This is a genomic window from Streptomyces sp. NPDC096311 (assembly GCF_044763085.1).
Taxonomy (GTDB): Bacteria; Actinomycetota; Actinomycetes; order Streptomycetales; family Streptomycetaceae; genus Streptomyces.
Map to the genome: position 1 here is coordinate 161,148 of NZ_JBIWFN010000013.1, position 21,842 is coordinate 182,989.

Genomic DNA, 21,842 nt, shown 5'->3' on the forward strand with positions numbered 1-21,842 from the left:
CGTGACGCGCACGATCCCCCTCCCCTAAGGAGACAACCGGGATGCCCGAAGTCCTCAAAGCCCCCCTCGTCGTCGAGTTCCCCTTCACCCGGTCGCTCGGCCCCGTCCAGAGCGCGTTTCTCACCGGGCTGCGTGAGCGTGTCGTCCTGGGTGTGAAGACCGCCGACGGCCGGACGCTCGTCCCGCCCGTCGAGTACGACCCCGTCACCGCGGAGGACCTGGGCGAACTCGTCGAGGTCGCCCCCACCGGCACCGTCACCACCTGGGCCTGGAACCACGAACCCCGTCGGGGCCAACCCCTCGACACCCCCTTCGCCTGGGTCCTGGTCCGGCTCGACGGCGCGGACACCGCCCTCCTGCACGCCCTGGACGCGCCGGGCCCCGAGGCCGTACGCACCGGTATGCGCGTGCGGGTCCGCTGGGCGGCGCAGCGCACCGGTGCCATCACCGACATCGCCTGCTTCGAGCCGTACGACGGAGACCGCCCGCGGATCGCGGGCCACGACGGGCGGTTCGAGGACATGGTCACCGGCATCGTCGCGCCCGCGCGCCTCGACTACGTCTACTCGCCCGGCCGCGCCCAGTCCGCCTACATCAACAGCCTCTCCTCGCGCCGCACCGTGGGCGAGCGCTGCCCGTCCTGCCGCAAGGTGTACGTCCCGCCGAGGGGCGCGTGCCCCACCTGCGGTGTCGTCACGTCGGAGCAGGTGGAGGTGGGCCCGCGCGGCACCGTGACCACGTACTGCATCGTCAACATCAAGGCCAGGAACCTCGACATCGAAGTGCCGTACGTCTACGCGCACATCGCCCTCGACGGCGCCGACCTCGCGTTGCACGGCCGGATCGGCGGCATCCCCTACGACCAGGTGCGCATGGGGCTGCGGGTGGAGCCGGTGTGGACGGAGGGCGGCCGCTATCCCGACCACTACCGGCCCACCGGCGAACCGGACGCCGAGTACGACACGTACAAGGAGCTGTTGTAGATGCCGCCCATCAGGGACATCGCCGTCGTCGCCTTCGCGCAGAGCGACCATCTGCGCACCACCGACGAGCTCTCCGAGGTGGAGATGCTCATCCCGGTCCTGCACGCCGTCCTCGACCAGACCGGGCTGAAGACCAGCGACATCGGTTTCACCTGCTCCGGTTCGAGCGACTATCTGGCGGGCCGCGCCTTCTCCTTCACCATGGCCCTCGACGGGGTGGGCGCCTGGCCGCCGATCTCCGAGTCGCACGTGGAGATGGACGGGGCCTGGGCGCTGTACGAGGCGTGGACGAAACTGCTCACCGGGGACGCCGACACCGCGCTCGTGTACGGGTACGGGAAGTCGTCACCCGGATCCGTACGGGATGTTCTGACCCGGCAGCTCGACCCGTACTACGTCGCGCCCCTGTGGCCCGACTCCGTCGCCCTCGCGGCCCTCCAGGCGCAGGCGCTCATCGACGCCGGCGAGACCGACGAGCCGGCGCTGGCGGGGGTGGCGTCCCGCAACCGCGCTTTGGCCGCCACCAACTCCCATGCGCAGCTGCGGGGTTCGGTGGCCCAGGGTGAGTACCTCGTACGGCCCCTGCGCGTCGGCGACTGTCCGCCCGTCGGCGACGGCGCCGCCGCCGTGATCCTCGCGGCGGGGGAGCGGGCCCGCCAGCTGTGCGAGCGGCCCGCCTGGATCCGGGGCATCGACCACCGCATCGAGGCGCACGGCCTCGGCGTGCGCGACCTGACGGACTCGCCGTCGACCCGCCTCGCCGCCGAGCGGGCCGGCGCCTTCGAACGGCCCGTCGACACCGCCGAGTTGCACGCACCGTTCACCTCCCAGGAGGTGGTCCTGCGCAAGGCGCTGCGGCTCGGCGAGGAGGTGCGCGTCAACCCGTCGGGCGGCGCCCTCGCCGCCAACCCGGTCATGGCCGCCGGGCTCATCCGTATCGGTGAGGCCGCCGCCCGCGTCCACCGGGGCGAGTCCGACCGGGCGCTCGCCCACGCCACCTCCGGGCCCTGCCTCCAACAGAACCTGGTCGCCGTACTCGAAGGGGATCCGCGATGAGCAAGGAGCCCGTGGCCGTCGTAGGCATCGGCCAGACCAAGCACGTGGCGGCCCGACGGGACGTGTCCCTCGCGGGACTCGTCCGTGAGGCCGCCGGGCGGGCGCTCGCCGACGCCGAGTTGACGTGGGCCGACATCGACGCCGTGGTCATCGGCAAGGCGCCCGACTTCTTCGAGGGCGTCATGATGCCCGAGCTGTACCTCGCCGACGCGCTCGGCGCGGTCGGCAAGCCGATGCTGCGGGTGCACACGGCGGGTTCCGTCGGCGGCTCCACGGCCCTGGTCGCCACGAACCTGATCGCGGGCCGCGTCCACGGCACCGTCCTGACCCTGGCCTACGAGAAGCAGTCCGAGTCGAACGCCATGTGGGGCCTGTCCCTGCCGATCCCCTTCCAGCAGCCGCTGCTGGCCGGGGCGGGCGGCTTCTTCGCACCGCACGTACGGGCGTACATGCGGCGCACCGGCGCGCCCGACACCGTCGGCTCGCTGGTCGCGTACAAGGACCGGCGCAACGCGCTGAAGAACCCGTACGCCCATCTCCACGAGCACGACATCACGCTGGAGAAGGTGCAGGCCTCGCCCATGCTGTGGGACCCGATCCGCTACTCGGAGACCTGCCCGTCCTCGGACGGCGCCTGCGCGATGATCCTCACCGACCGGGCGGGGGCGGCCCGCTCGCCGAGGCCGCCCGCCTGGCTGCACGGCGGCGCGATGCGCAGCGAGCCGACCCTGTTCGCGGGCAAGGACTGTGTGTCGCCGCAGGCGGGCAAGGACTGCGCGGCCGATGTGTACCGGCAGGCGGGCATCGCGGACCCGCGCCGTGACATCGACGCCGTGGAGATGTACGTGCCCTTCTCCTGGTACGAGCCCATGTGGCTGGAGAACCTCGGTTTCGCCGAGGAGGGCGAGGGCTGGAAGCTCACCGAATCCGGTGTGACGGAGCTTGACGGGGACCTGCCCGTCAACATGTCGGGCGGCGTCCTCTCCACCAATCCGATCGGCGCTTCCGGCATGATCCGCTTCGCCGAAGCGGCACTTCAGGTGCGCGGTCAGGCGGGAGAACACCAGGTGGAAGGGGCTCGCAGAGTGCTGGGACACGCCTATGGAGGGGGATCCCAGTTCTTCTCGATGTGGCTGGTCGGGGCCGAGCCACCCACCTCCTGAAAGCGTCCCCCTCACGTGGCCTGTCCGCCGCCGGAACCGATCGCTAGGCTGGCGGCGGACGACGAACCGGGAGGAGCACGGACGTGGCCGAGAGCACCATCGAGCAGCACCCGCTGGCGGGGTGGGACAAGCCTGAGCTGGACCTCAGCAACGCCGAATGGCAGTCCAGCAGCCAAGGGCGGGGAGACGTCCAGATCGCTTTTGTCGAGGGTTTCATCGCGATGCGCAACAGTGACCGCCCCGCGAGCCCTTCCTTGATCTTCACACCGGCCGAGTGGGGCGCGTTCGTGTCGGGCGCCCGCGAGGGAGAGTTCGACCTGACCTGAGCCGACCTGACCCGTCCTGACGTCGAGACGACGAGCGGACGCCCCGTACGAGGAGGCGATACGCGACGTGGGTCCCGTCCAGGGGCCGGTGCCCGAGCCGGGGTCCGGTCCCAGGACGAGGCTTCCTCTTGGGGGGGGCGGGCGATCCGTGAACGGCACGGCGGCCCCGGGCGACCGAACGGCGTGGCGGCCCGCAGCGGCTGAACGGCACGGCGGCCCCGAACCGCTCATGGGTGCACGGGTGCCTATCATTCAGGTCATGGCGGACTCGATCGACGCGGACACCCGGCTCGCCCTGGACCTCGTCCTCACCATCCGGCACGACGGACAGGGCGGAGTGGCCGACGACCTGACGGAACCCGGTGGACTCACCACTTGGGTGCGCGGGCACGCCGACCTGCTGCCCGGAGCCGACGCCTTCCTCGTCGACGCCGCCGCGCTCGCCGCCGTACGCGACCTGCGTGCCGCGATCCGCGCCCTGTTCGCCCGCTCCGTGCGCCCCGGCGACCCCAGCCCGGCCGACGCCGCCCGGCTGCTGCCCGTACCGCAGGCCGTGCTGTGCCTGAACACCGCCGCCGCCCTCGCGCCGACCGTCCCCGTCCTCACCTGGGACGACGGCGCCGAACCCGTCGTACGCCGACAAGCTGTGGGCGGCATCGCACCCCTCCCGGCACTGCTCGCCCGCGCCGCCCTCGCCTTCCTCGCGAGCCCGGACCGGTCGCGGCTGCACGCCTGCCACGCGCCGCGCTGCGTGCGCTACTTCATCAAGGAACACCCGCGACAGGAGTGGTGCAAACCCTCGTGCGGGAACCGTGCACGTGTCGCCCGCCATCACGAACGGCACAGGAAATCCGTGCAGGCCGTAGGGGATTGACCGAAGAATCCGGTCGGTCGGCCGAAGCCCGCACTGGTAGCGGCGGAAGGGCTCCCCACGAGGCGCTACGAGCGTACTCTGAGGTCCCTGGAGGTCACGGTACGCATCCGCTCCCCGCGTGGACCGCACCACCGTGGCCAGGGGGTGGATCATGGGACAGCGCGCTGCACGCAGCAGAAGGACTCTCTTCGAACGGGAGGGTGAACTCGCCGCGGCCGACGAGGCGTTGAACGAGCTCACCGGTCTGCGCGAGGACGGAACCGAAGCATCCGAGCGGCCCCGCGGCGCGCTTCTCGCCTTCGCCGGACGTGCCGGAATCGGCAAGACCACGCTCCTCGCCGAGGTACGGCGCCGCGCCGCGGCCCAGGGCTGCACCGTCCTGTCCGCGCGCGGCGGCGACCAGGAACAGGGCGTCGCCTTCCATGTCGCCCGCCAGCTCCTGCAACCGCAGCTCGCCGGGCTCGCGGAGGCGGAACTCCGCGCCCAGCTGGGGAGTTGGTATGCGATCGTCGGCCCCGCGCTCGGCCTGTGCGCCCCGTCCGAGGGAGCCCCGCCCGACCAGCAGGGCCTGCGCGACGGCCTCGACTGGGTGCTCACCCACCTCGCGGTGCAGCGCGCCCCGATGGTGCTCGTCCTCGACGACGCGCACTGGGCCGACCCCGAGTCACTGAGCTGGCTCGCCGCCTTCGCGCCGCGCGTCGAGGAACTCCCGCTGCTGCTCGCCGTCGCCTACCGGCCCGACGAACTCCCCGACCACGCCGAGGCGTTCAGGGGCCTTCCCGGACGCGCGGGCCAGCGCCCCCTCGACCTCGAACCGCTCAGCGCCGCCGCCGTCGCCGGACTCGTCCGCGAGGACCTCGGCACCCAGGCCGACGACGTGTTCTGCCGTGAGTGCTGGGCGGTCACCGCGGGCAACCCCTTCGAGGCGGTGGAGCTGACCGCGAAGGTCCGCGACCGCGGGCTGGTCCCGACCGAGGAAGGGGCGCACCTGCTGCGCGACCTCGCCGCCGCCGTCAAGGGCAGCGGCCTGATCGCCCGCCTCGAACGCCTCGGCGCCTCCACCGTGCGCTTCGCCTGGGCCTGCGCCGTCCTCGGCACCGAGATCCCGCCGACCCTGGCAGCCGCCGTGGCCGGCCTCGGCACCGAGGAGGCCGCCGACGCCGCGGACGCCCTGCGCGGCGCCCGTATCCTCGCCGGCGCCGACACCCTGGAGTTCGTCCACCCCCTCATCGCCACCGCCGTCTACCGCGCCATCCCCGGCGCCGTCCGCGTGGCCCTGCACGGCCAGGCCGCCTGGTGCGTGATCAACGAAGGGCTCGGCCCCTCCGCCGCCGCCCGCCACCTCATGGAGACCCACCCCGAGGGCGACAACTGGGTCGTCCAGCAGCTGCGCGCCGCCGCCCGCGAGACCCAGCGCGCCGGAGCCCCCGACACCGCCCGCCGCTACCTCGCCCGCGCCCTGCGCGAACCGCCGCCCCCCAAGGAACGGGCCGCGGTCCTCCACGAACTGGGCTGCGCCTCCCTGCTCACCGAACCGGCGACCACCGTCAACCACCTCCGGGCCGCCCTGGAAGAACCCATCACCGACCCGGAGCTGCGCCACAACATCGTCTACCGGCTGTCCCAGGTCCTCGCCCACAGCGACCGGCTCGCCGAGGCCTCCGAGACGCTGGCCCGTGAGATCCGCGTGACCGGCGACGCCCGGGTGCGGCTGCGCATGCAGTCCGAACAGTTCATGTGGGACGCCTTCCGCGCCGACGAACCCGACTCCCCGGCCCGCTCCCGCCGCCTGGCCCGCCTCGCCGACCGGCTCACCGGCCGCGACCTCACCGAGCGCTATGTCATCGGCCTGCGCGCCTGGGACGCCACCCTGCGCGGCGAGCCCGCCCACGTCGCGCTCCACCACGCCGAACGCGCCCTCGCCGGAGGGATCCGCTGGGCCGAGGCCGACCGCGGCTTCGAGGTGCCCGTCCTGGTCGCCCTCACCTTCATGTACGCCGACCGCCCGGGCCGCACCGAGGAACTGTTCGCCGCCGGGATCGCCGACTTCGAGTCCCAGGGCTGGCACGGCGCCCACCTCTCCTTCGGCTACACCCTCCTCGGATACGTGCGCTACCGCCGCGGCCGACTCGCCGAGGCCGAGGACTTCGCCCGCGCGGGCCTCAGGCTCGCCGAACGCGTCGGCGCCGGAACCCCCGTCCACTGGTACGCCGTCGGCGTCATCATCGAGATCCTGCTCGCCCGCGGTCGCGTCACCGAGGCCGCCCAGATCGGCGAGGACCACGCGTTCGGCGCGCCCTTCCCGGCCGCCGTCACCTTCCCCGACGTCCAGACCGTGCACGGCGAACTGCTGCTCGCCCGCGGCCTCACCAAGGAAGCCGCCGCCGAGCTCGAAGCGGCCGGACGCCGCCTGGACCCGCGCGGCATGCGCAACCCCTCCTGGTGCCCCTGGCAGCTCCACCTCGCCCGCGCCGAACGGCACGACGCGCCGGAGCGCGCCGTCGCCACGGCACTCGAAGCGGTGCACCGCGCCCGCCAGTTCGGCGCCCCCTCGGCCGTCGGAGAGGCGCTGCGGGCCGCCGCCGACGTCTCCTCCGGCTCGACCCGCGTCAAGCTCCTCGAAGAGTCCGTCAGCCATCTGGAGCGCTCCCCGGCCGCCTACGAACTGGCCTGTGCGCTGGTCGCCCTGGGCACCGAACTGCGCCGCTCGGGCTCTCCCAAGGAAGCCGCCGAACACCTGTACCGGGGACTGGACGCGGCCGTGCAGTGCGGCGCCGACGGCCTCGGCGACGAGGCCCGCGCCGAACTGGCCGCCGCCGGACTGCGCCCGCGCCGCCTGCACAGCACCGAGACGGACACCCTTACCGCCCGTGAACGCGCGGCCGCCGCGCTCACCGCCCGGGGCCGCACCACGACCGAGGTCGCCGAGGAGCTGGGGACCGAGGAGCCGGCCGTCGTCCGTCTGCTCTCGGCGGTCTACCGGAAGGTGGGCACGGACCGTACGGGACTGGCGGCGGCGCTGGGCCAGCAAACGGTCCGGTAGCCATGCGCGACGGGTCCGGCCGCCCTCGGCAACCGGTCCGGCCGCCCTCCACAACCGGGTCCGGCCGCCCTCGGCAACCGGTCCGGCCGCCCTCCACAACCGGGTCCGCCCACCCTCCACAACCGGGTCCGCCCACCCTCCACAACCGGGTCCGGCCACCCTTCACAACCGGGTCCGGCCATCCTCCACAACCGGGTTCGACAACCGCGCACAGCGGGGTCCGGCGGCCACGCGCGGGGGACGCCCCCGAGGCCCGGTTCGCGCCCGGGCACGTACCATTGCGGCATGTCCTTCCTCCGCCGCCGCAGCGCCACGCCCGCCGGGCCCGACTTCGACGTTCTGGCCATGGATCCGGGTGACTGGCCGGGCAATCTCGGTGCCGGTCTGCTGCCCGCCCCCGACGGCAGCTGCCAGGGTGTCTTCCTGCGCTACGACCTGTTCGGCGGCCGTGGCCCCGCGATGATCATCGGCAATCTGCCCGAAGGCTCCCCGGCCCGCGAGGTCGCCGAGGACGAGATCCCCTTCGAGGTGGCCCAGCTGCTGCTCGCGCTGGAGAACGACGAGGAGGTCACCGTCACCGGGACCGAGGACATCCCGGTGATGCAGGGTGACGGTCTCCTCATCGTGCGCCGTCTCAAGCTCTCCGAGACCCGCATCTCCTGCGTGCAGTTCGACCGCAGCGACAACGTCCTGGTGACCATCGCCGCCTGGGACCGTCCCATCACCGACGACCTGTACGCCCTGCTCAAGCCGCTGCCCCCGGAGCTCTTCCAGCAGGGCTGAGGCCCCGGCGCCGCGTTCAGGCGGCCGGCCGCCACCCGAGTGCCGGACCGAGCCGGGTGGCGATGTCGGTGAGGATCTGCACGTAGTCCTCGTGCCCGAAGGTGAACGGCAGCGCGAACGCGACCTCGTCGACCTCCCGGAACGCGGCATGGGCGTACAGCCGTTCGGCGATCTCCTCGGAGGTGCCGACGAGATCGGGCGCGAACATCATCCGGGCCGGGCCCTGCGGGGTCGCGGTGCGAGGAGTGCGCTTCAGGGCGTACTCCTCGTACTTCTCGCGCTGCTCGGGTGAGGCGCTGTCGGTGGGGATGACGACAAGGCCCTGGGAGACCCGGGCACGGTCGCCCTCGGGGTGGTGGGCGCGGAACGTCCGGATGTGCGACCGCTGGATCTCGGCGAAGTCCTCGGACTCCTCCGCCTTGACGACACTACTGGTCAGCAGATTCATCCCGTGCTCGCCCGCCCACTGCGCGGAGCGCAGGCTGCCGCCCCCGTACCACATGCGCCGGCCCAGTCCCGCGGCGTGCGGCTGGACGCGGTCGGAGAACACCTCGAAGCCTTCGACGCCACTGAAGTCGGTCGCCGATGTGCCGCGCACGAAGTCCAGCAGTCGTTCCACGCGGGCGTAGCTGAAGTCCTCGACGTCGCCGGTGTCAGGGTAGAGGGCCTGCTTGACCTGGTCGTAGTGCATCGGCGGGCCGACGCTGACGCCCGGGTTGAGGCGGCCCCCGGACAGGATGTCGACCGTGGCGAGGTCCTCGGCCAGCCGCAGCGGGTTCTCCCACCCCACCGGGATGACCGCCGTCCCCAGCTCGATCCGGCTGGTGCGCTGCGAGGCCGCTGCCAGCACGGCCACGGGGGAGGAGATCCCGTACTGGAGATGACGGTGTCGCACCCACGCGCTGTCGAATCCGAGCCGCTCACCGAGCTCGATGATTTCCAGCGTCGACTCGTGACCACGCCGCGGGTCGGCCTCGTCGAACAGCCCGATGGTCAAGAAGCCCAGCTTCCGCAAGGGGCGTGAGGGCAGTGGCACGAGGCTCCTCCAACGTTCGCGACGATCTCTGTTGAACAAATGATCTCTGTTGAACAGTCGAACGTCAGCGCCGCGGCGGCTATGCCCGGGGTGGCAGGCGGTTGCCGGGCTTCCGCTCCGGCGTCCGCGGAGTCCGCCGGGTGGCGCGGTTGCGACATGTCCCATCCGCGCCACCGGGAAACGGTGACATCGCGTCCGGCGGCAGCGGATTCTGTGCAGCACCCGAATGAAGATCTCCTCACGCGCACAACCATGCACGGAAAGGTGCTGAGCAGATGAGACGCATCCGCCTCGCGGCGGTGATATCGGCCGGCCTGGCGCTGACCGCCGGCGGGATGCCATCGGCGGCCGGCGCGGCTGGTGTGTCCAGTACGGCCGGGACGACCACGACGACCACGACGGCAACGGCTGCCTCGGCTGTCTCGGCTGTCTCGGTGGGAGGCTCGCCCGGCGGCAGCGCCACCGTGCGGCTGATCACGGGCGACCGTGTGACCGTCACGACGGACGGTGACGGCAAGCGGATCGCCGCCGTCGAGCCCGGCAGCGGCAGGCGCGGCATTCTGTTCCGCACCGTCGAACAGGACGGCGACCTGACGGTGCTGCCCTCCGACGCCCAGGACCTGGTCTCCGCCGGGCGCCTGGACCGGCAGCTGTTCAACGTCAGCGCACTCATCAAACAGAAGTACGACGCGGCGCACACCGACACGCTCCCCCTGATCATCGGCAGGCCGGACGGTGTCCCGGCCTCCGCGATGCGCAGGCTCACCACGCTGACCGAGGACGACGCGCCCGCCCGCACGCTGGACAGCATCGACGCGCAGGCGGTCCGGATCCCCGACGACGACCTGGACAGGTTCTGGAAACAACTCGCCCCCGCCCCGAACAGGGTGAGCGCCGCGGGCGTGGCCGCCACGCCCAGGATCTGGCTGGACGGCCGGGTGGACGCCACCCTCGACCGCAGCACCGCGCAGATCAACGCCCCGGCGGTCTGGAAGGCCGGGTACGACGGCAGGTCCGTCAAGGTGGCGGTCCTCGACACCGGTGTCGACCAGACCCACCCGGACCTGGCCGGACGCATCAGCGAGGCGAGGGACTTCTCCGGCAGCTCCGGCACCGGTGACGCCTTCGGCCACGGCACCCACGTCGCCTCCACGGTCGGCGGGACCGGCGCGGCGTCCGGCGGCCTCCGCAAGGGGGTGGCCCCGGGCGCCGACCTGCTGATCGGCAAGGTCCTGGGGGACGACGGCTCCGGAACCGAGTCGCAGGTCATCGACGGCATGGAGTGGGCCGCCGCCGAGGGCGCCAAGGTCGTCAACATGAGCCTGGGCTCGGACGAGGTGAGCGACGGCACCGACCCGATGAGCCTCGCCGTCGACGAACTCAGCAGCTCCAGCGGCGCCCTGTTCGTGGTGGCGGCCGGCAACAGCGGAGAGCAGGGCCAGGAAACCATCGGCTCACCCGGCGCCGCGGACACCGCACTGACCGTGGGCGCGGTGGACCGGGACGACTCACTCGCCCCGTTCTCCAGCCGCGGTCCGCGCCACGGCGACCGCGTGGTCAAGCCCGACATCACCGCGCCGGGCGTGGGCATCGTGGCGGCACGCGCGGCGGGCACCACCATGGGTGACCCGGTGGACCAGTACTACGTGGCGGCATCCGGTACGTCGATGGCCACTCCGCATGTGACGGGCGCCGCCGCGCTGCTCGCCCAGGCGCATCCGACCTGGAGCGGACAGCAGCTCAAGGACGCGCTCATCAGCACGGCGCACACCGTCGAGGGACAGCAGGTGACCGAGGAGGGCGGCGGCCGCGTCGACGTGGCCGCGGCGGCTCTCGGACCGGTCACCGCCACCGGGAGTGTGGCCCTGGGGCCCTACGGGACCGGTGGCGACGACAACGGCGCCCCGCGCACGGCCACCGTCCGCTACACCAACACCTCGGACAAGGAAGTCACCCTGGCCCTCGCCGCCCACCTGGCGACCAGCGGCGGCCGGGACCTCACGACCGGTGCGCTGCGACTCGGCTCCGACACGGTGCGGATCGCCGCCGGTGCCACGGTGGACGTGCCGCTGACGGTGGACCCCTCCCTGGCCGGCCGGGGCGACTACTACGGTTATGTCACCGCCGCCACGACCGACGGCGCGGTCAAGGTCCACACCACGGTCAGCATCGTGGTGCACGGGCCCGTCCACAAGCTCACCGTCACCACCTACGACCACGAGGGCAAGCGCGTCCAGGCGCTGCCCACCATCTGGGGCCCGGACGGATTCGTCGGCTACGTCAGCACCGAGCCGGCCGTCGCCGAAGTCGAGGAAGGCACCTACCAACTCGACTACTCCAGCCTGGACACGGCCGACGACGGACAGGAACTGCGCCAGGTCGTCGTGCCGGAGGTGAAGGTCACCAAGGACATGGCGGTCACCCTGGACGCGCGCAGGACCACCCAGGTCGACATCCGCACGCCCCGGCCCGCCGAACAGCGCGGCATCCTCAACTACCAGACGTACCGGAAGATCGACGGACACAGCCTCCTCCAGGGCACGATGTACTTCGACCTCGCCAAGCGGCTCTACGTCAGCCCCACCACGGCCGTCACCGACGGCACCTTCGAGTTCGCCTCGCGCTGGCAGCTGGTCGCCCCGCTGATCGAGGCGAAAGTCTCGGGCAGTGACCTCGCCCTGAACCCGTACTACATGCCGAGTTCACCGCTGTTCGACGCCGGCGGCACCACCTTGACCGCCGTGGACGCGGGCACGTTCGACAAGCCCGACTTCAGCCGGGCCCGCGGCAAACTCGCGATCGTCCGCAACGAAGAGGGCACGTACGAAAGGGAGTTGGCCCGGCAGGCGGCCGCCGCGGGCGTACGCGGACTGCTGATGACCCACTTCAGCGACCTCGGCTGGACGCGCTGGAGCCCGGACGGCGAACGCAACGCCGTGCCGACCGTCCGCATCGGCAGGGCGGCGGGCGCCGCCCTGCTCGACCGGCTGAAGAAGCACCCGAGCACCACCATCGGATTCACCGGAACGGCGAAGAGCCCGTACCTCTACGACGTCATGCAGACGTCGTCCCAACAGATACCCCGGCAGGTGGTGTACACGGTCTCCGAGCGCAACAGCGCGGTGCTGCGGACCACCTACGCCGACAACGGAGGAGCACCCTGGGCCAGTGAGCAGCGGTTCGCCTGGCGCCCGTACCAGGACACCGCCTGGCTGCAGTACACCCGCTACGTGCCGACGGGCTTCGTCCGCACCGAGTACGTCAGCGCGAACGACACGACCTGGCAGCACCTGGTGCATCACACCACCACGTTCGACGTCGACATGCCGCTGGCCGTGGGCATGAAAGACGATCCCCGCACCTACCGGGCGGGCCAACAGCCGGCAGAGCGCTGGCAGGGGGCAGTGGTGCGCCCCTCGATCCCCCGGGGCACCACGACGCCCTCGGTACGGACCGGAGACGTACTGGCCCTGCGCATCCCGGAGTTCACCGACTCCACGGCGGGTCACTGGTCACGGCTGCTCGCCGGTGACGGCGGCGGGGTGGGCGGACTGGCCACGGCGGCCGACGCGCCGGGCGGTGACACGGCAGCCGCGGCGCTCTACCGCGACGGGGTGAAGGTCGCCGACGCCGGCAGCGCCTGGACCGATTTCGAGGTCTCCCCGGGCGCGGCCGACTACCGGCTGGACCTGACGACCTCGCGCGTGGACGACGAGTGGGCGTTCGCCGCCCGTACGGACACCTCCTGGTCCTTCCGCTCCGCGACCACGGCCATGGCGACACCGCTGTCCCTGCTGCAACTCGACTACGACGTACCGGTCGATGCGCACAACGCGGTGGGAGCCGGGCGGACGCACACCATCGGCCTGGCCGTGCGCGCCCAGGACGGGCAGCCCGCCCCGCGTGGAGTGTCCCTGCGCGTGGAGGTGTCCTACGACGACGGCAGGCACTGGGGCGGTGCGGCGGTCCAGGGCCGCGGGCACAACGCCTTCCGGGCCACCATCACCAGGCCCTCCGGTCACGGCGACGCGTATGTGACCCTGCGGGTCACGGCGAGGGACCGGCTCGGCAACACTGTCCGACAGACCGTGCAACGCGCCTACCTGCAACGGGGGTAGACACGGCTGCGCACAGCGCGCACGGCGGGTGCACGGCGGAGTGACGCGGCCGTGCACCCGCCGCCCGTCCACACGGATGCAGTACGGTGTTCAACGGTTGGACGGGGTGGGACCAAGGAGAGCGCCGTGACGCTGGAAGCCGCCGGGGTCACCGATGCCGAGGAGTCCGCCTACCGGATCCTGGTGACGATGAGCAACGCCTCGGCACGCGAATTCGCGATGCGCTCGGGTGCCACCACCGCGGACGCCGCACAGACCCTCGAGGCGCTCACGGCCAGGGGACTGGCCAGTCACACCGACGGATCACCACGGCTCTACCGGGCCACGCCACCCGATGTGGCCCTCATGCCCCGGCTCAAACGCAACGCCGACGCCCTCGACCAGGCCCGCGCCACGGCCACCGCCCTGCTGGCGACCTACCGGGACACCATGCGTCGGCGCGACGCCGGCGAGCTCATCGAGGTGATCACCGGGGCGGACGCGCTGCGCCAGCACCTCCGCCGCATCCAGGCGGACACCCAGGACGAGATGCTGTGGTTCTGCAAGGCCCAGTACGTCGCCATGCCGTCGGGCAGCAACGAGGCGGAGTTCGACGCCCTGGCCCGCGGGGTGCGCTATCGGGTCCTCTACGAGAAGGCGTTCTTCGACGACGAGGGAGCCGTGGACAACGTTATCGAGGGCGTACGGGCGGGTGAAGTCGCCCGCGCGGTACCCCATCTGCCCCTGCGGCTCGCCGTGTCCGACCGCGCCATCGCCATCTGCCCCCTCGTACCCGGTGGTCCGCACGGCAGCCCCGAGGAACCCACCACTGCCCTCGTGCGCGACAGCAGCCTCCTCGCCGCGCTCATCGCACTCTTCGAACGCTACTGGGACGACGCCGTACCCCTGCACGTCGACGACACCGGAACGGTCAGCGGCACCGACGGGACATCCGGCGCCGACTCCCTCTCCACCACGGACCGACGGCTGCTCTCCCTGCTCGTCGCAGGCGTCACGGACAAGGCGATCGCTTCGCAACTGGGCCTGAGCAGGCGTACGGTCCAGCGTCATATCCAGCAACTGATGACGTTCGCCGGGGCGGCCACCCGTATGCAACTGGCCTGGCAGGCCGCTCGCCGGGACTGGGTGTAGCGGAGATGGGCCCGGCGCCCGTCTCCGGGCAGCACGCCCGCCACCGATAGGAGTCCCCATGACCGACGGTTCACTCATCGTGGAAAGCCTGAAGGTCGGTACCCACCTGAAGGACCTGCGGATAGAAGCCCGGGAGATCTATCGGTTCCGTCCGCAGAACGTCGGGCCCGGGCAGCCGGACGTCTGGACGGTCATCGAGTTCAGCGTGGCGGCGGCACGCGCGGCGGAGGTCGCCGAGGCGATATCGGAGGCCTTGGACCAGCCCGGCTGGTACGCGGATCTGCGGTCCGCCGATGAGACGTTCGTGGTGTTCCCCGGGCGCGTTCTGCGTTATGCGCGGGGCGATCGCGCGGCCCGGGCCGAGGCCCGGGCGGTGGGCTGGACCTTCGGGGTGCCGGAACACCAGCTCGACTGGTCGGAGTAACGACGGTACGGGAGCCGGGGCCGGGGGCGCTGTCCGCGGCCCGGCCCCCGCCCCTCGGCACCTATGCGCGCGAGCGCGTCAGGTTCACGTCCGCCGCCCGCACGAACGCCACCCGGTGGCCGAACTGGATCTCGTAGTACATGTCCTTGCCGATCACGACCCGGTGCGGGGCCGTGTCGAACGTCGGCGCGTAGAAGTACTCGCCCGGCACCTTGTCACCGACCGCGTACTTCTGGCCTGCCAGGATCTTGTACGGCAGCGGCGAGACGGCCTGGACGGGCACGCCCGCGGGGTACGCAGCCGCTTCCGGGTAGGCACGCCCGTACACGGGGATCTCCGTGACGCCGGCCTTGGGGGTCACGACCTGACCCGAGGCGTTCACCGCCGTCGGCCGGCTCTGAGGGTTCTTGAACCAGGCCTTCTGGCCCAGGTACCAGATCGCCGTCCAGTCGCCGTCACGGTCCGCGACCGCGTACCGCTGTCCGGTGGAGACCCGTGAACCCACGTCGTTCACGTCGATCGTCGAGTCGTCGCCCTTGGGACGCAGCCCGACGTCCTTGATCAGGGGCGAGGTCTCGTCCGGCCGGGAGTAGAGCCGCACCTCGCTGGAACCGTGCGCCGCGCAGGGCTCGCCGCTGGTGACACAGCCCGTGTACCGGGGCTGGTTCTCCGCGAAGTCCGGCAGGACGGTGAGCAGACCGCCGCTCGTCCTGGTCTTCGCCTTCGTCGCACCCTGGAAGGGGTGGCCGAGCAGCGTGAAGTAGTGCTGCCAGTCCCAGTAGGGGCCCGGGTCCGTGTGCATGCCGGGGATGGTCGACGTCGTCGGGCCCGGCACGTTGTCGTGGCCCAGGATGTGCTGCCGGTCCAGCGGCACGCGGTACTTCTCAGCGAGGTAGGTCACCAGCCGCGCCGAGGCCCGGTACATCTCCTCCGTGTACCAGGCGTCCGGCGAGGCGAGGAATCCCTCGTGCTCCAGGCCGATCGACTTGGCGTTGATGTACCAGTTGCCCGCGTGCCAGGCCACGTCCTTCGCCTTCACATGCTGGGCGATATGACCGTCGGTCGAGCGCAGGGTGTAGTTCCACGACACATAGGTCGGGTCCTGGACCAGCTTCAGAACGCCGTCCCAGCTGCCCTCCGTGTCATGGATGACGATGTACTTGATGCTCTGCGACGCGGGCCGGTCACCGAGGTCGTGGTTGCCGTAGTCACCGTCGCCGAACTGCGCGTACGGGGCCGGAATCCACTCGCAGGACACGGTGGTGGGGCACTGAGTGTCCTTGGCGGAGACGGTACGCAGCCCGGCCCGCCGCAGCCGCGCGGTGTCGGGGCGCAGTCCGGGCCGGGCGGCGAGCGCGACCTGCTGACCGGCGTCCGTGGTGCGCTCCTCGCCCTCGCGGATCACTCCGTAGACGTCATTGGCGTATGTCGCCGCGGTCGCGGTGTCGTCCGCGCCGGAGAAGCGCGCCACCGCGCCGTACCAGTCGGCCGCGTCGTTGCTCAGCGGCTCACCGAGGTCCTTCTGCGCGGCGGCCAGGAGCGCGGCCCCGCCCGCCACGTTCGCGGCTGCGTCCGTGCGCAACCGCTCCTCGGGCAGGCCGGTGAGCCGGGCCGCCTTCGTCAACGTCTTGAGCCGGGCCGGGAGTGGGGAGTTCTGCGGCACCTTGGTGGTGGGCAGCAGGGCCGCGCGCGAGCTGTCGCCGCGGGCGTCCTCCGTGCCCTCACTGTGGTGCGGTGCCTCCGCGATCGCCGTCCGCGCGTCGGTGAGGTGCATGGGGCCGTAGCCGCCGCTGACGCTCGGCGCGCCGGCGTGCGCGTCCCAGCGGGACTGGAGGTAGGAGACGCCGAGCAGGACGCTCAGCGGCACGTGGTACTCGGCGGCGGCGCCGGCGAAGGCCCGCTGGAGTCCGGCGGAGGACGCCTGCGCGGTGCTGTTCGACGGTGCCGCGCCGAGCAGCGGCAGCAACATCGCCGCCGAGGCGACGGCGCCCGCGGTACGGCGCGCGCGTCTGTGCCCGGCGGTGGCCTCGGGGTCGGTGAAGGATCCTCGCAATGCAGCCTCCTGGGACGGTCGAGCGCGGTGGGGCGTGCGGGCCGAACGTGGGTCAGTGGTATCGGCTCTCCGACGATCCGTCAATCATGCCCAGGAGCAGGCGGTTTCCCATGTCAGCCGGCCACGAACAGGTTTTCGTGGCGGCGGCGGGACGGCCTGCAAGGCGTCAGTGGAGTGGACCGGTGGCGCGAACGGGTGAACATGCCCTGGAAGGGATACCGGCGGGGAAGCGCCGCTCGTCGTACATCGGCGCCCCCGGCAGTGCCCCCGCATGACGAAGGCCCGCGGTGTGCCGCCGTTCAGGCGCACCGCGGGCCTTCGTCCCCGTCAACGAGTGCCGACCGCCGCTCGAACGGCCCGACGGGCCATCTGGCAGTCGTCGTGCAGCCGCCGCAGCAGCAGCCGCTGTTCCTCGCCGGACGGCACAGCACCCGGATGGGCCGGTCCCGGTGCCGCCGGGGTCGCGTCGTGCATCGAACGCTGCACGGCCGTCTCGTACGTACGGATCTCCCGGGTCAGTACGAGCATCAGGTTCACCAGGAAGGCGTCGCGCGCCGCGGGACCGGCGGACTGCGCGAGCTGACTGATCTGGCGGCGCGCCACGGGAGCGTCACCGAGGACCGCCCACAGCGTCGCCAGGTCGTAGCCCGGCAGGTACCAGCCCGCGTGCTCCCAGTCCACCAGCACTGGACCGGCCGGTGAGAGCAGGATGTTCGACAGCAACGCGTCCCCGTGACAGAACTGGCCCATGCCCTGACGGCCCGCCGAGTGCGCGATGCCGTGCACCAGCTTCTGCAGGTCGCCCATGTCCCGGTCCGTGAGCAGACCCAGCTCATGGAAACGGGAGATCCGCTCCGCGTAGTCCAGCGGGGCGTCGAACGTCCCCGCCGGCGGCCGCCATGCGTTCAGGCGGCAGATCGCACCCAGTGCCGCCCGGATGTCCGCGCGGGGCGGCGCCTCGGCCGGGTGCCGCTGCAGCGCGGCCACCCGTCCCGGCATCCGCTCGATCACGAGGGTGCAGTTGTCCGGGTCCGCCGCGATCAGCCGGGGCACCCGGACCGGCGGCCGATGCCGCACGAACGATCGGTATGCCGCTATTTCGTGCCTGATCCGCTCCGCCCAGATCGAGGAGTGGTCCAGTAAACACTTGGCGACCGCCGTGCTGCGCCCCGTTGTGCCGACGAGGAGCACGGAGCGTCCGCTGCGGCGCAGTACCTGGACCGGAGCGAACTCCGGACAGATCCGGTGCACCGACGCGATCGCCGTGCGCAGCTGCGCGCCCTGGGGGCCGGACAAGTCGATTCTCCCGCTGAGCGGTTGGGTGCCGAGCCCCGGAACGCGCCGCGTCCTGCCGGCGCCGAGCACGGGGGCCGCCGGTCGAGCGGGGTCGAGGTAGGGGCCGCTGCCCGCCGCCGCCGGGCGGGGGTGAAGCGACCGGGGCGGAGCGGACACGGAGGACGATGCTGTGTACATGGGCGAAACAGATCCCTTCGTGTGCCTGCAAGTTGCTGCGCTACCCGCCCCGGCCGCCCTGGTACACCCTGGGGGAATGTCCCTCGGCAACCGGGTCGGGGTGGCGCTTTCCTACCTGACACCGGATGCCCAGTGGCAGACCATCTGGCGCACCCTGGCGAACCCTGGCGAATAGTCGCTCAGCAACTGACAGAGGGTTACTGTCAACTCAGCCGAGAACCTGGGGGCTTGACGTGAACGGACAACCCAACACTCGTCTGTCGGATCTGTTCGGCCTGGCCGGCTGGTCCAAGGGCGAACTCGCGAGGCTGGTCAACAAGCAGGCGGCGGCCATGGGTCACCCTCAGCTGGCGACCGACACCTCACGGGTGCGGCGTTGGATCGACATGGGAGAGATCCCGCGCGATCCGGTTCCGCGAGTGCTGGCGGCTCTTTTCACCGAGCGTCTCGGCCGTGTCGTGACCATCGAGGACCTCGGTCTGGTGCGGCACGGGCGTGTGGGGAAACGGCCGGGCGGCGGGAATGTGGAACATCCCGACGGTGTGCCGTGGGCGCCCGAGCGAACCGCTGCGGTCCTCACCGAATTCACGGGAATGGACCTCATGCTCAACCGACGCGGCTTGGTGGGCGCGGGTGCCGCGCTCGCCGCGGGATCCGCACTCAGCAGTGCCATGCACGACTGGCTCCACACCGATCCGGCCCTCATGGCCGACGCCCCTGTAGTCGACAATCCCCTGCACGCCGACCCCGCTGGGTTCGACCGTTACGAGGCCGCCCCCATCGGGTCGCAGGAGATCGAGGAACTGGAGCGCTCGGTCGAGGTGTTCCGGGCCTGGGACGCGGCCCGCGGCGGCGGGTTGCAACGCAAGGCCGTGGTGGGCCAGCTCAACGAAGTGGGAGGCATGCTCTCCTACCGACACCCTGACCATCTGCAGCGCCGCCTGTGGGGCGTCGCCGCCAATCTCGCCGTCCTCGCGGGCTGGATGTCGCACGACGTCGGCCTGGAGCCCACGGCCCAGAAGTACTTCGTCATCGCCGCGCACGCGGCCAGAGAAGGCGGCGACCGGCCGCGCGCCGGGGAGGCGCTCTCGCGCGCCGCCCGTCAGATGGTGCACCTGGGCCGGCCCGACGACGCCCTGGACCTGATGAAGCTCGCCAAGTCGGGCTCGGGTTCCGAGATGTTGCCGCGCGCCCGCGCCATGCTCTCCACGATCGAGGCCTGGGCTCAGGCGTCGATGGGCAAGGGCCAGGCCATGCGGCGCACCCTGGGGGAGGCGGAGGACCTCTTCGTCTCCGACAAGGGTGATGTGCCACCGCCGAGCTGGATGCAGATGTTCGACGAGGCGGACATGCACGGCATGCAGGCCCTGGCCTACCGGACGCTCGCGGAGCACGACCCGGCCGCGGCGACCACGGCGCAGCGCCACGCGAAGGAAGCGTTGCATCTGCGGGAGAACGGGCGGCAGCGGTCACAGATCTTCGACTGGCTGTCGCTGGCCTCGGCGTGCTTCATCGCGGACGACCCCGAGCAGGCGGACCGCTATGCCCGGCTGGCCCTGGTGTCGATGGGGGCGAACTCCTCCCACCGCACCTGGGACCGACTGCGCGAGATGTACCGGCTCACCGCCGAGTACTCCGGCTACCCGAAGATCCACGAACTGCGTGAGGAGATCCAACTCGCCCTCCCCAAGGGCTCGCTCAGGCCGAAGCGCGGGGGCACCACCACACAGGCATGAGTACTCCTCGCCGTGTGCACAGAAAGGGTTCCAGTGCGCAGAAAGGGTTCCAGGCCGGGTCGTTTCCAGGTCGGTCCGTGAGCCGGTCCAGGCGAGGTCTATGAGCCGATCCTGGCGATGAGCACGCAGGCGTCGTCCTCGCGCTCACTCTCGCCGCATTCCTCGACAACCGCCCGTACGCAGTCCTGGGCCGTGCGGGCTCCGCGGAAGCGCGGGGCCAGGTCGAGCAGCCTCTGCACGGCTTGCGCTCCGTAGTGCCCGGGGACCAGTCCGTCGGTGTGCAGGAGCAGCAGGTCGCCGTCTTCGAGGGTCTCTTCGGCCTGCCCGTAGACGGCCCCCGAGGTCGCCCCGAGCAGCACGCCGTCCGGCGCTGCCAGCATGCGCCCCGTCCCGTTGCGGAACAGCAGCGGGGCGGGGTGTCCTGCCTGTGCCCAGGTGAGGGTGCGGGTCGCGGGCCGGTAGCGGCAGCAGACGGCGCTGCCGAGCGACGGCTGCACCGAGGCGTCGAGCAACTGGTTGAGCCAGGACATGAGCTGCCCGGGCTGGGTGCCCGCGACGGCCATGCCGCGCAGGGCGCCGAGCAGCATCGCCATGCCCGAGGCGACGGTGACTCCCTGCCCGGTGAGGTCACCGACACTCAACAGCGTCGCTCCGTCGGGCAGTTCCATCGCGTCGTACCAGTCGCCGCCGATCAGCGCGCTGTTCGAGGAGGGCAGATGGCGGGCGGCGAGGTCCAGGGCCTCGGGGCCCCGCTGCGGGAACCGCAGGGAGCCGCGCCAGGGCGGCAGCACGGCCTCCTGCAGCTGGACCGCGAGCCGGCGCTCGCTCTGCGCGTGGTGCCGGTGCAGCTGAAGCGACTCACGGCTCTCGCTCACCGTCCGCTGGCTGCGGCGCAGTTCGCTGATGTCGCGCAGCACGGCCCACATCGCGGCGGTGCTGCCGTCGGTGTCGAGCACGGGCTCGCCCATCATGTGCACGGTCCGTACCCCGCCGTCGGGGCGCACGATGCGGAACTCGCCGTCGATGGGTTTCGCGTCGATGAGGCAGTCGGTGACCATCGCGGTCAGCATCGGCCGGTCCTCGTCGAGCATCAGCGACGGCAGTTCGTCGAGGGTGAGCGGGGGAGCGGCGGGGTCGCGGCCCAGGATGTCGTAGAGCTCTCCGGACCAACTGGCCTCGTCCGTGAGCAGGTTCCACTCGGCACTGCCCACCCGGCTGAGCAGCGAGCCGCGCCGGGGCGCGGCCGACACGGCGGGCGCGCCGGCCGGCTCCGCGGGCACCGGCGGGGGTCCGTCCCGCAACTGTGCCAAGTGCGCGTCGAGGTCGTCGAGTTGGTGCACCGCCAGATCGCACAGCGCCCGCTGCCAGCGTCCTTGGGGGTCCGTGCCGTCGAAGGGAGCGTCCCGCCGTACGGCGTCCATCTCGCCGCGCAGCCGTCGCGTCTGCGAAATGAGCGCGTCGACCGAGCCGCGCGGGGGCGGCTGGGCGGCTGGGCGGTCCGCAGAGAGATGGGACGGCATGACGCACTCCGATGGGGGACGGTACGACCAAGGCTGGGGGGAAGGACCGTTACGACTGTTGCACAGCCCGCGACGCCCTGTAAGGGATTTGGCAACACACGATCCGGTGGTGCTTCTGGCATA

Annotated in this window: 15 protein-coding genes; 11 read left to right on the top strand and 4 right to left on the bottom strand. The window is 71.7% G+C overall.

All coding sequences use genetic code 11. The features are described from left to right. Positions 1-41 precede the first annotated feature (41 nt). The 7 genes from ACIRA5_RS31035 (at position 42) to ACIRA5_RS31065 (ending at position 8,228) form a co-directional block, all read left to right on the top strand. Positions 42-983 carry a Zn-ribbon domain-containing OB-fold protein gene (locus ACIRA5_RS31035; protein WP_403696175.1) on the top strand — a complete coding sequence of 314 codons (942 nt, stop codon included), beginning with the start codon at positions 42-44 and terminating at the stop codon, positions 981-983. Then, entirely contained in the window at positions 984-2,039 is a 1,056-nt protein-coding gene (locus tag ACIRA5_RS31040; RefSeq protein WP_403696177.1) for a thiolase domain-containing protein, read from the top strand. Then, complete coding sequence (locus ACIRA5_RS31045; protein WP_351700017.1) at positions 2,036-3,202, top strand: thiolase domain-containing protein; 1,167 nt, start codon at positions 2,036-2,038, stop codon at positions 3,200-3,202. The genes ACIRA5_RS31040 and ACIRA5_RS31045 overlap by 4 nt, the downstream gene beginning before the upstream one ends. An 83-nt stretch (positions 3,203-3,285) precedes the next feature. Continuing rightward, positions 3,286-3,528 (top strand): DUF397 domain-containing protein, encoded by a 243-nt coding sequence (locus tag ACIRA5_RS31050; protein WP_403696179.1) that lies wholly within the window; start codon positions 3,286-3,288, stop codon positions 3,526-3,528. A gap of 259 nt (positions 3,529-3,787) precedes the next feature. Continuing rightward, positions 3,788-4,402, top strand: a complete 615-nt coding sequence (locus ACIRA5_RS31055; protein ID WP_403696181.1) for a CGNR zinc finger domain-containing protein — start codon at positions 3,788-3,790, stop codon at positions 4,400-4,402. Positions 4,403-4,553: 151 nt separating this feature from the next. Beyond that, positions 4,554-7,445, top strand: coding sequence for an ATP-binding protein (locus ACIRA5_RS31060; protein WP_403696184.1), 2,892 nt, complete (start codon positions 4,554-4,556; stop codon positions 7,443-7,445). Positions 7,446-7,730: 285 nt separating this feature from the next. Beyond that, entirely contained in the window at positions 7,731-8,228 is a 498-nt protein-coding gene (locus tag ACIRA5_RS31065; protein WP_054232928.1) for a hypothetical protein, read from the top strand. A gap of 16 nt (positions 8,229-8,244) precedes the next feature. Here ACIRA5_RS31065 and ACIRA5_RS31070 read toward each other — a convergent pair whose 3' ends face one another. Further along, entirely contained in the window at positions 8,245-9,264 is a 1,020-nt protein-coding gene (locus tag ACIRA5_RS31070; protein ID WP_403696187.1) for an LLM class flavin-dependent oxidoreductase, read from the bottom strand. A gap of 275 nt (positions 9,265-9,539) precedes the next feature. Between ACIRA5_RS31070 and ACIRA5_RS31075 the strand changes: the two genes are divergently transcribed. The 3 genes from ACIRA5_RS31075 (at position 9,540) to ACIRA5_RS31085 (ending at position 14,937) form a co-directional block, all read left to right on the top strand. After that, a complete protein-coding gene (locus ACIRA5_RS31075) occupies positions 9,540-13,382 on the top strand; it encodes a S8 family peptidase (RefSeq protein WP_403696190.1) in 3,843 nt (1,280 codons plus the stop codon). A gap of 126 nt (positions 13,383-13,508) precedes the next feature. Continuing rightward, positions 13,509-14,513 (top strand): helix-turn-helix domain-containing protein, encoded by a 1,005-nt coding sequence (locus tag ACIRA5_RS31080; protein ID WP_403696192.1) that lies wholly within the window; start codon positions 13,509-13,511, stop codon positions 14,511-14,513. 58 nt (positions 14,514-14,571) lie between these two features. After that, a complete protein-coding gene (locus tag ACIRA5_RS31085; RefSeq protein ID WP_168505739.1) occupies positions 14,572-14,937 on the top strand; it encodes a hypothetical protein in 366 nt (121 codons plus the stop codon). A gap of 61 nt (positions 14,938-14,998) precedes the next feature. Here the strand turns inward: ACIRA5_RS31085 and ACIRA5_RS31090 are convergent, their stop codons facing one another. Then, complete coding sequence (locus ACIRA5_RS31090; protein ID WP_403696195.1) at positions 14,999-16,990, bottom strand: N-acetylmuramoyl-L-alanine amidase; 1,992 nt, start codon at positions 16,988-16,990, stop codon at positions 14,999-15,001. Between the two features lie 327 nt (positions 16,991-17,317). After that, a complete protein-coding gene (locus ACIRA5_RS31095) occupies positions 17,318-18,463 on the bottom strand; it encodes an aminoglycoside phosphotransferase family protein (RefSeq protein ID WP_403696198.1) in 1,146 nt (381 codons plus the stop codon). Positions 18,464-18,696: 233 nt separating this feature from the next. On the opposite strand from ACIRA5_RS31095, the gene ACIRA5_RS31100 reads away from it, so the two are divergent. Continuing rightward, a complete protein-coding gene (locus tag ACIRA5_RS31100) occupies positions 18,697-20,199 on the top strand; it encodes a hypothetical protein (RefSeq protein ID WP_403696200.1) in 1,503 nt (500 codons plus the stop codon). 98 nt (positions 20,200-20,297) lie between these two features. On the opposite strand, the gene ACIRA5_RS31105 is transcribed toward ACIRA5_RS31100, so the two are convergent. Further along, positions 20,298-21,719 (bottom strand): PP2C family protein-serine/threonine phosphatase, encoded by a 1,422-nt coding sequence (locus ACIRA5_RS31105; RefSeq protein WP_403696202.1) that lies wholly within the window; start codon positions 21,717-21,719, stop codon positions 20,298-20,300. Between the last annotated feature and the right edge of the window lie 123 nt (positions 21,720-21,842).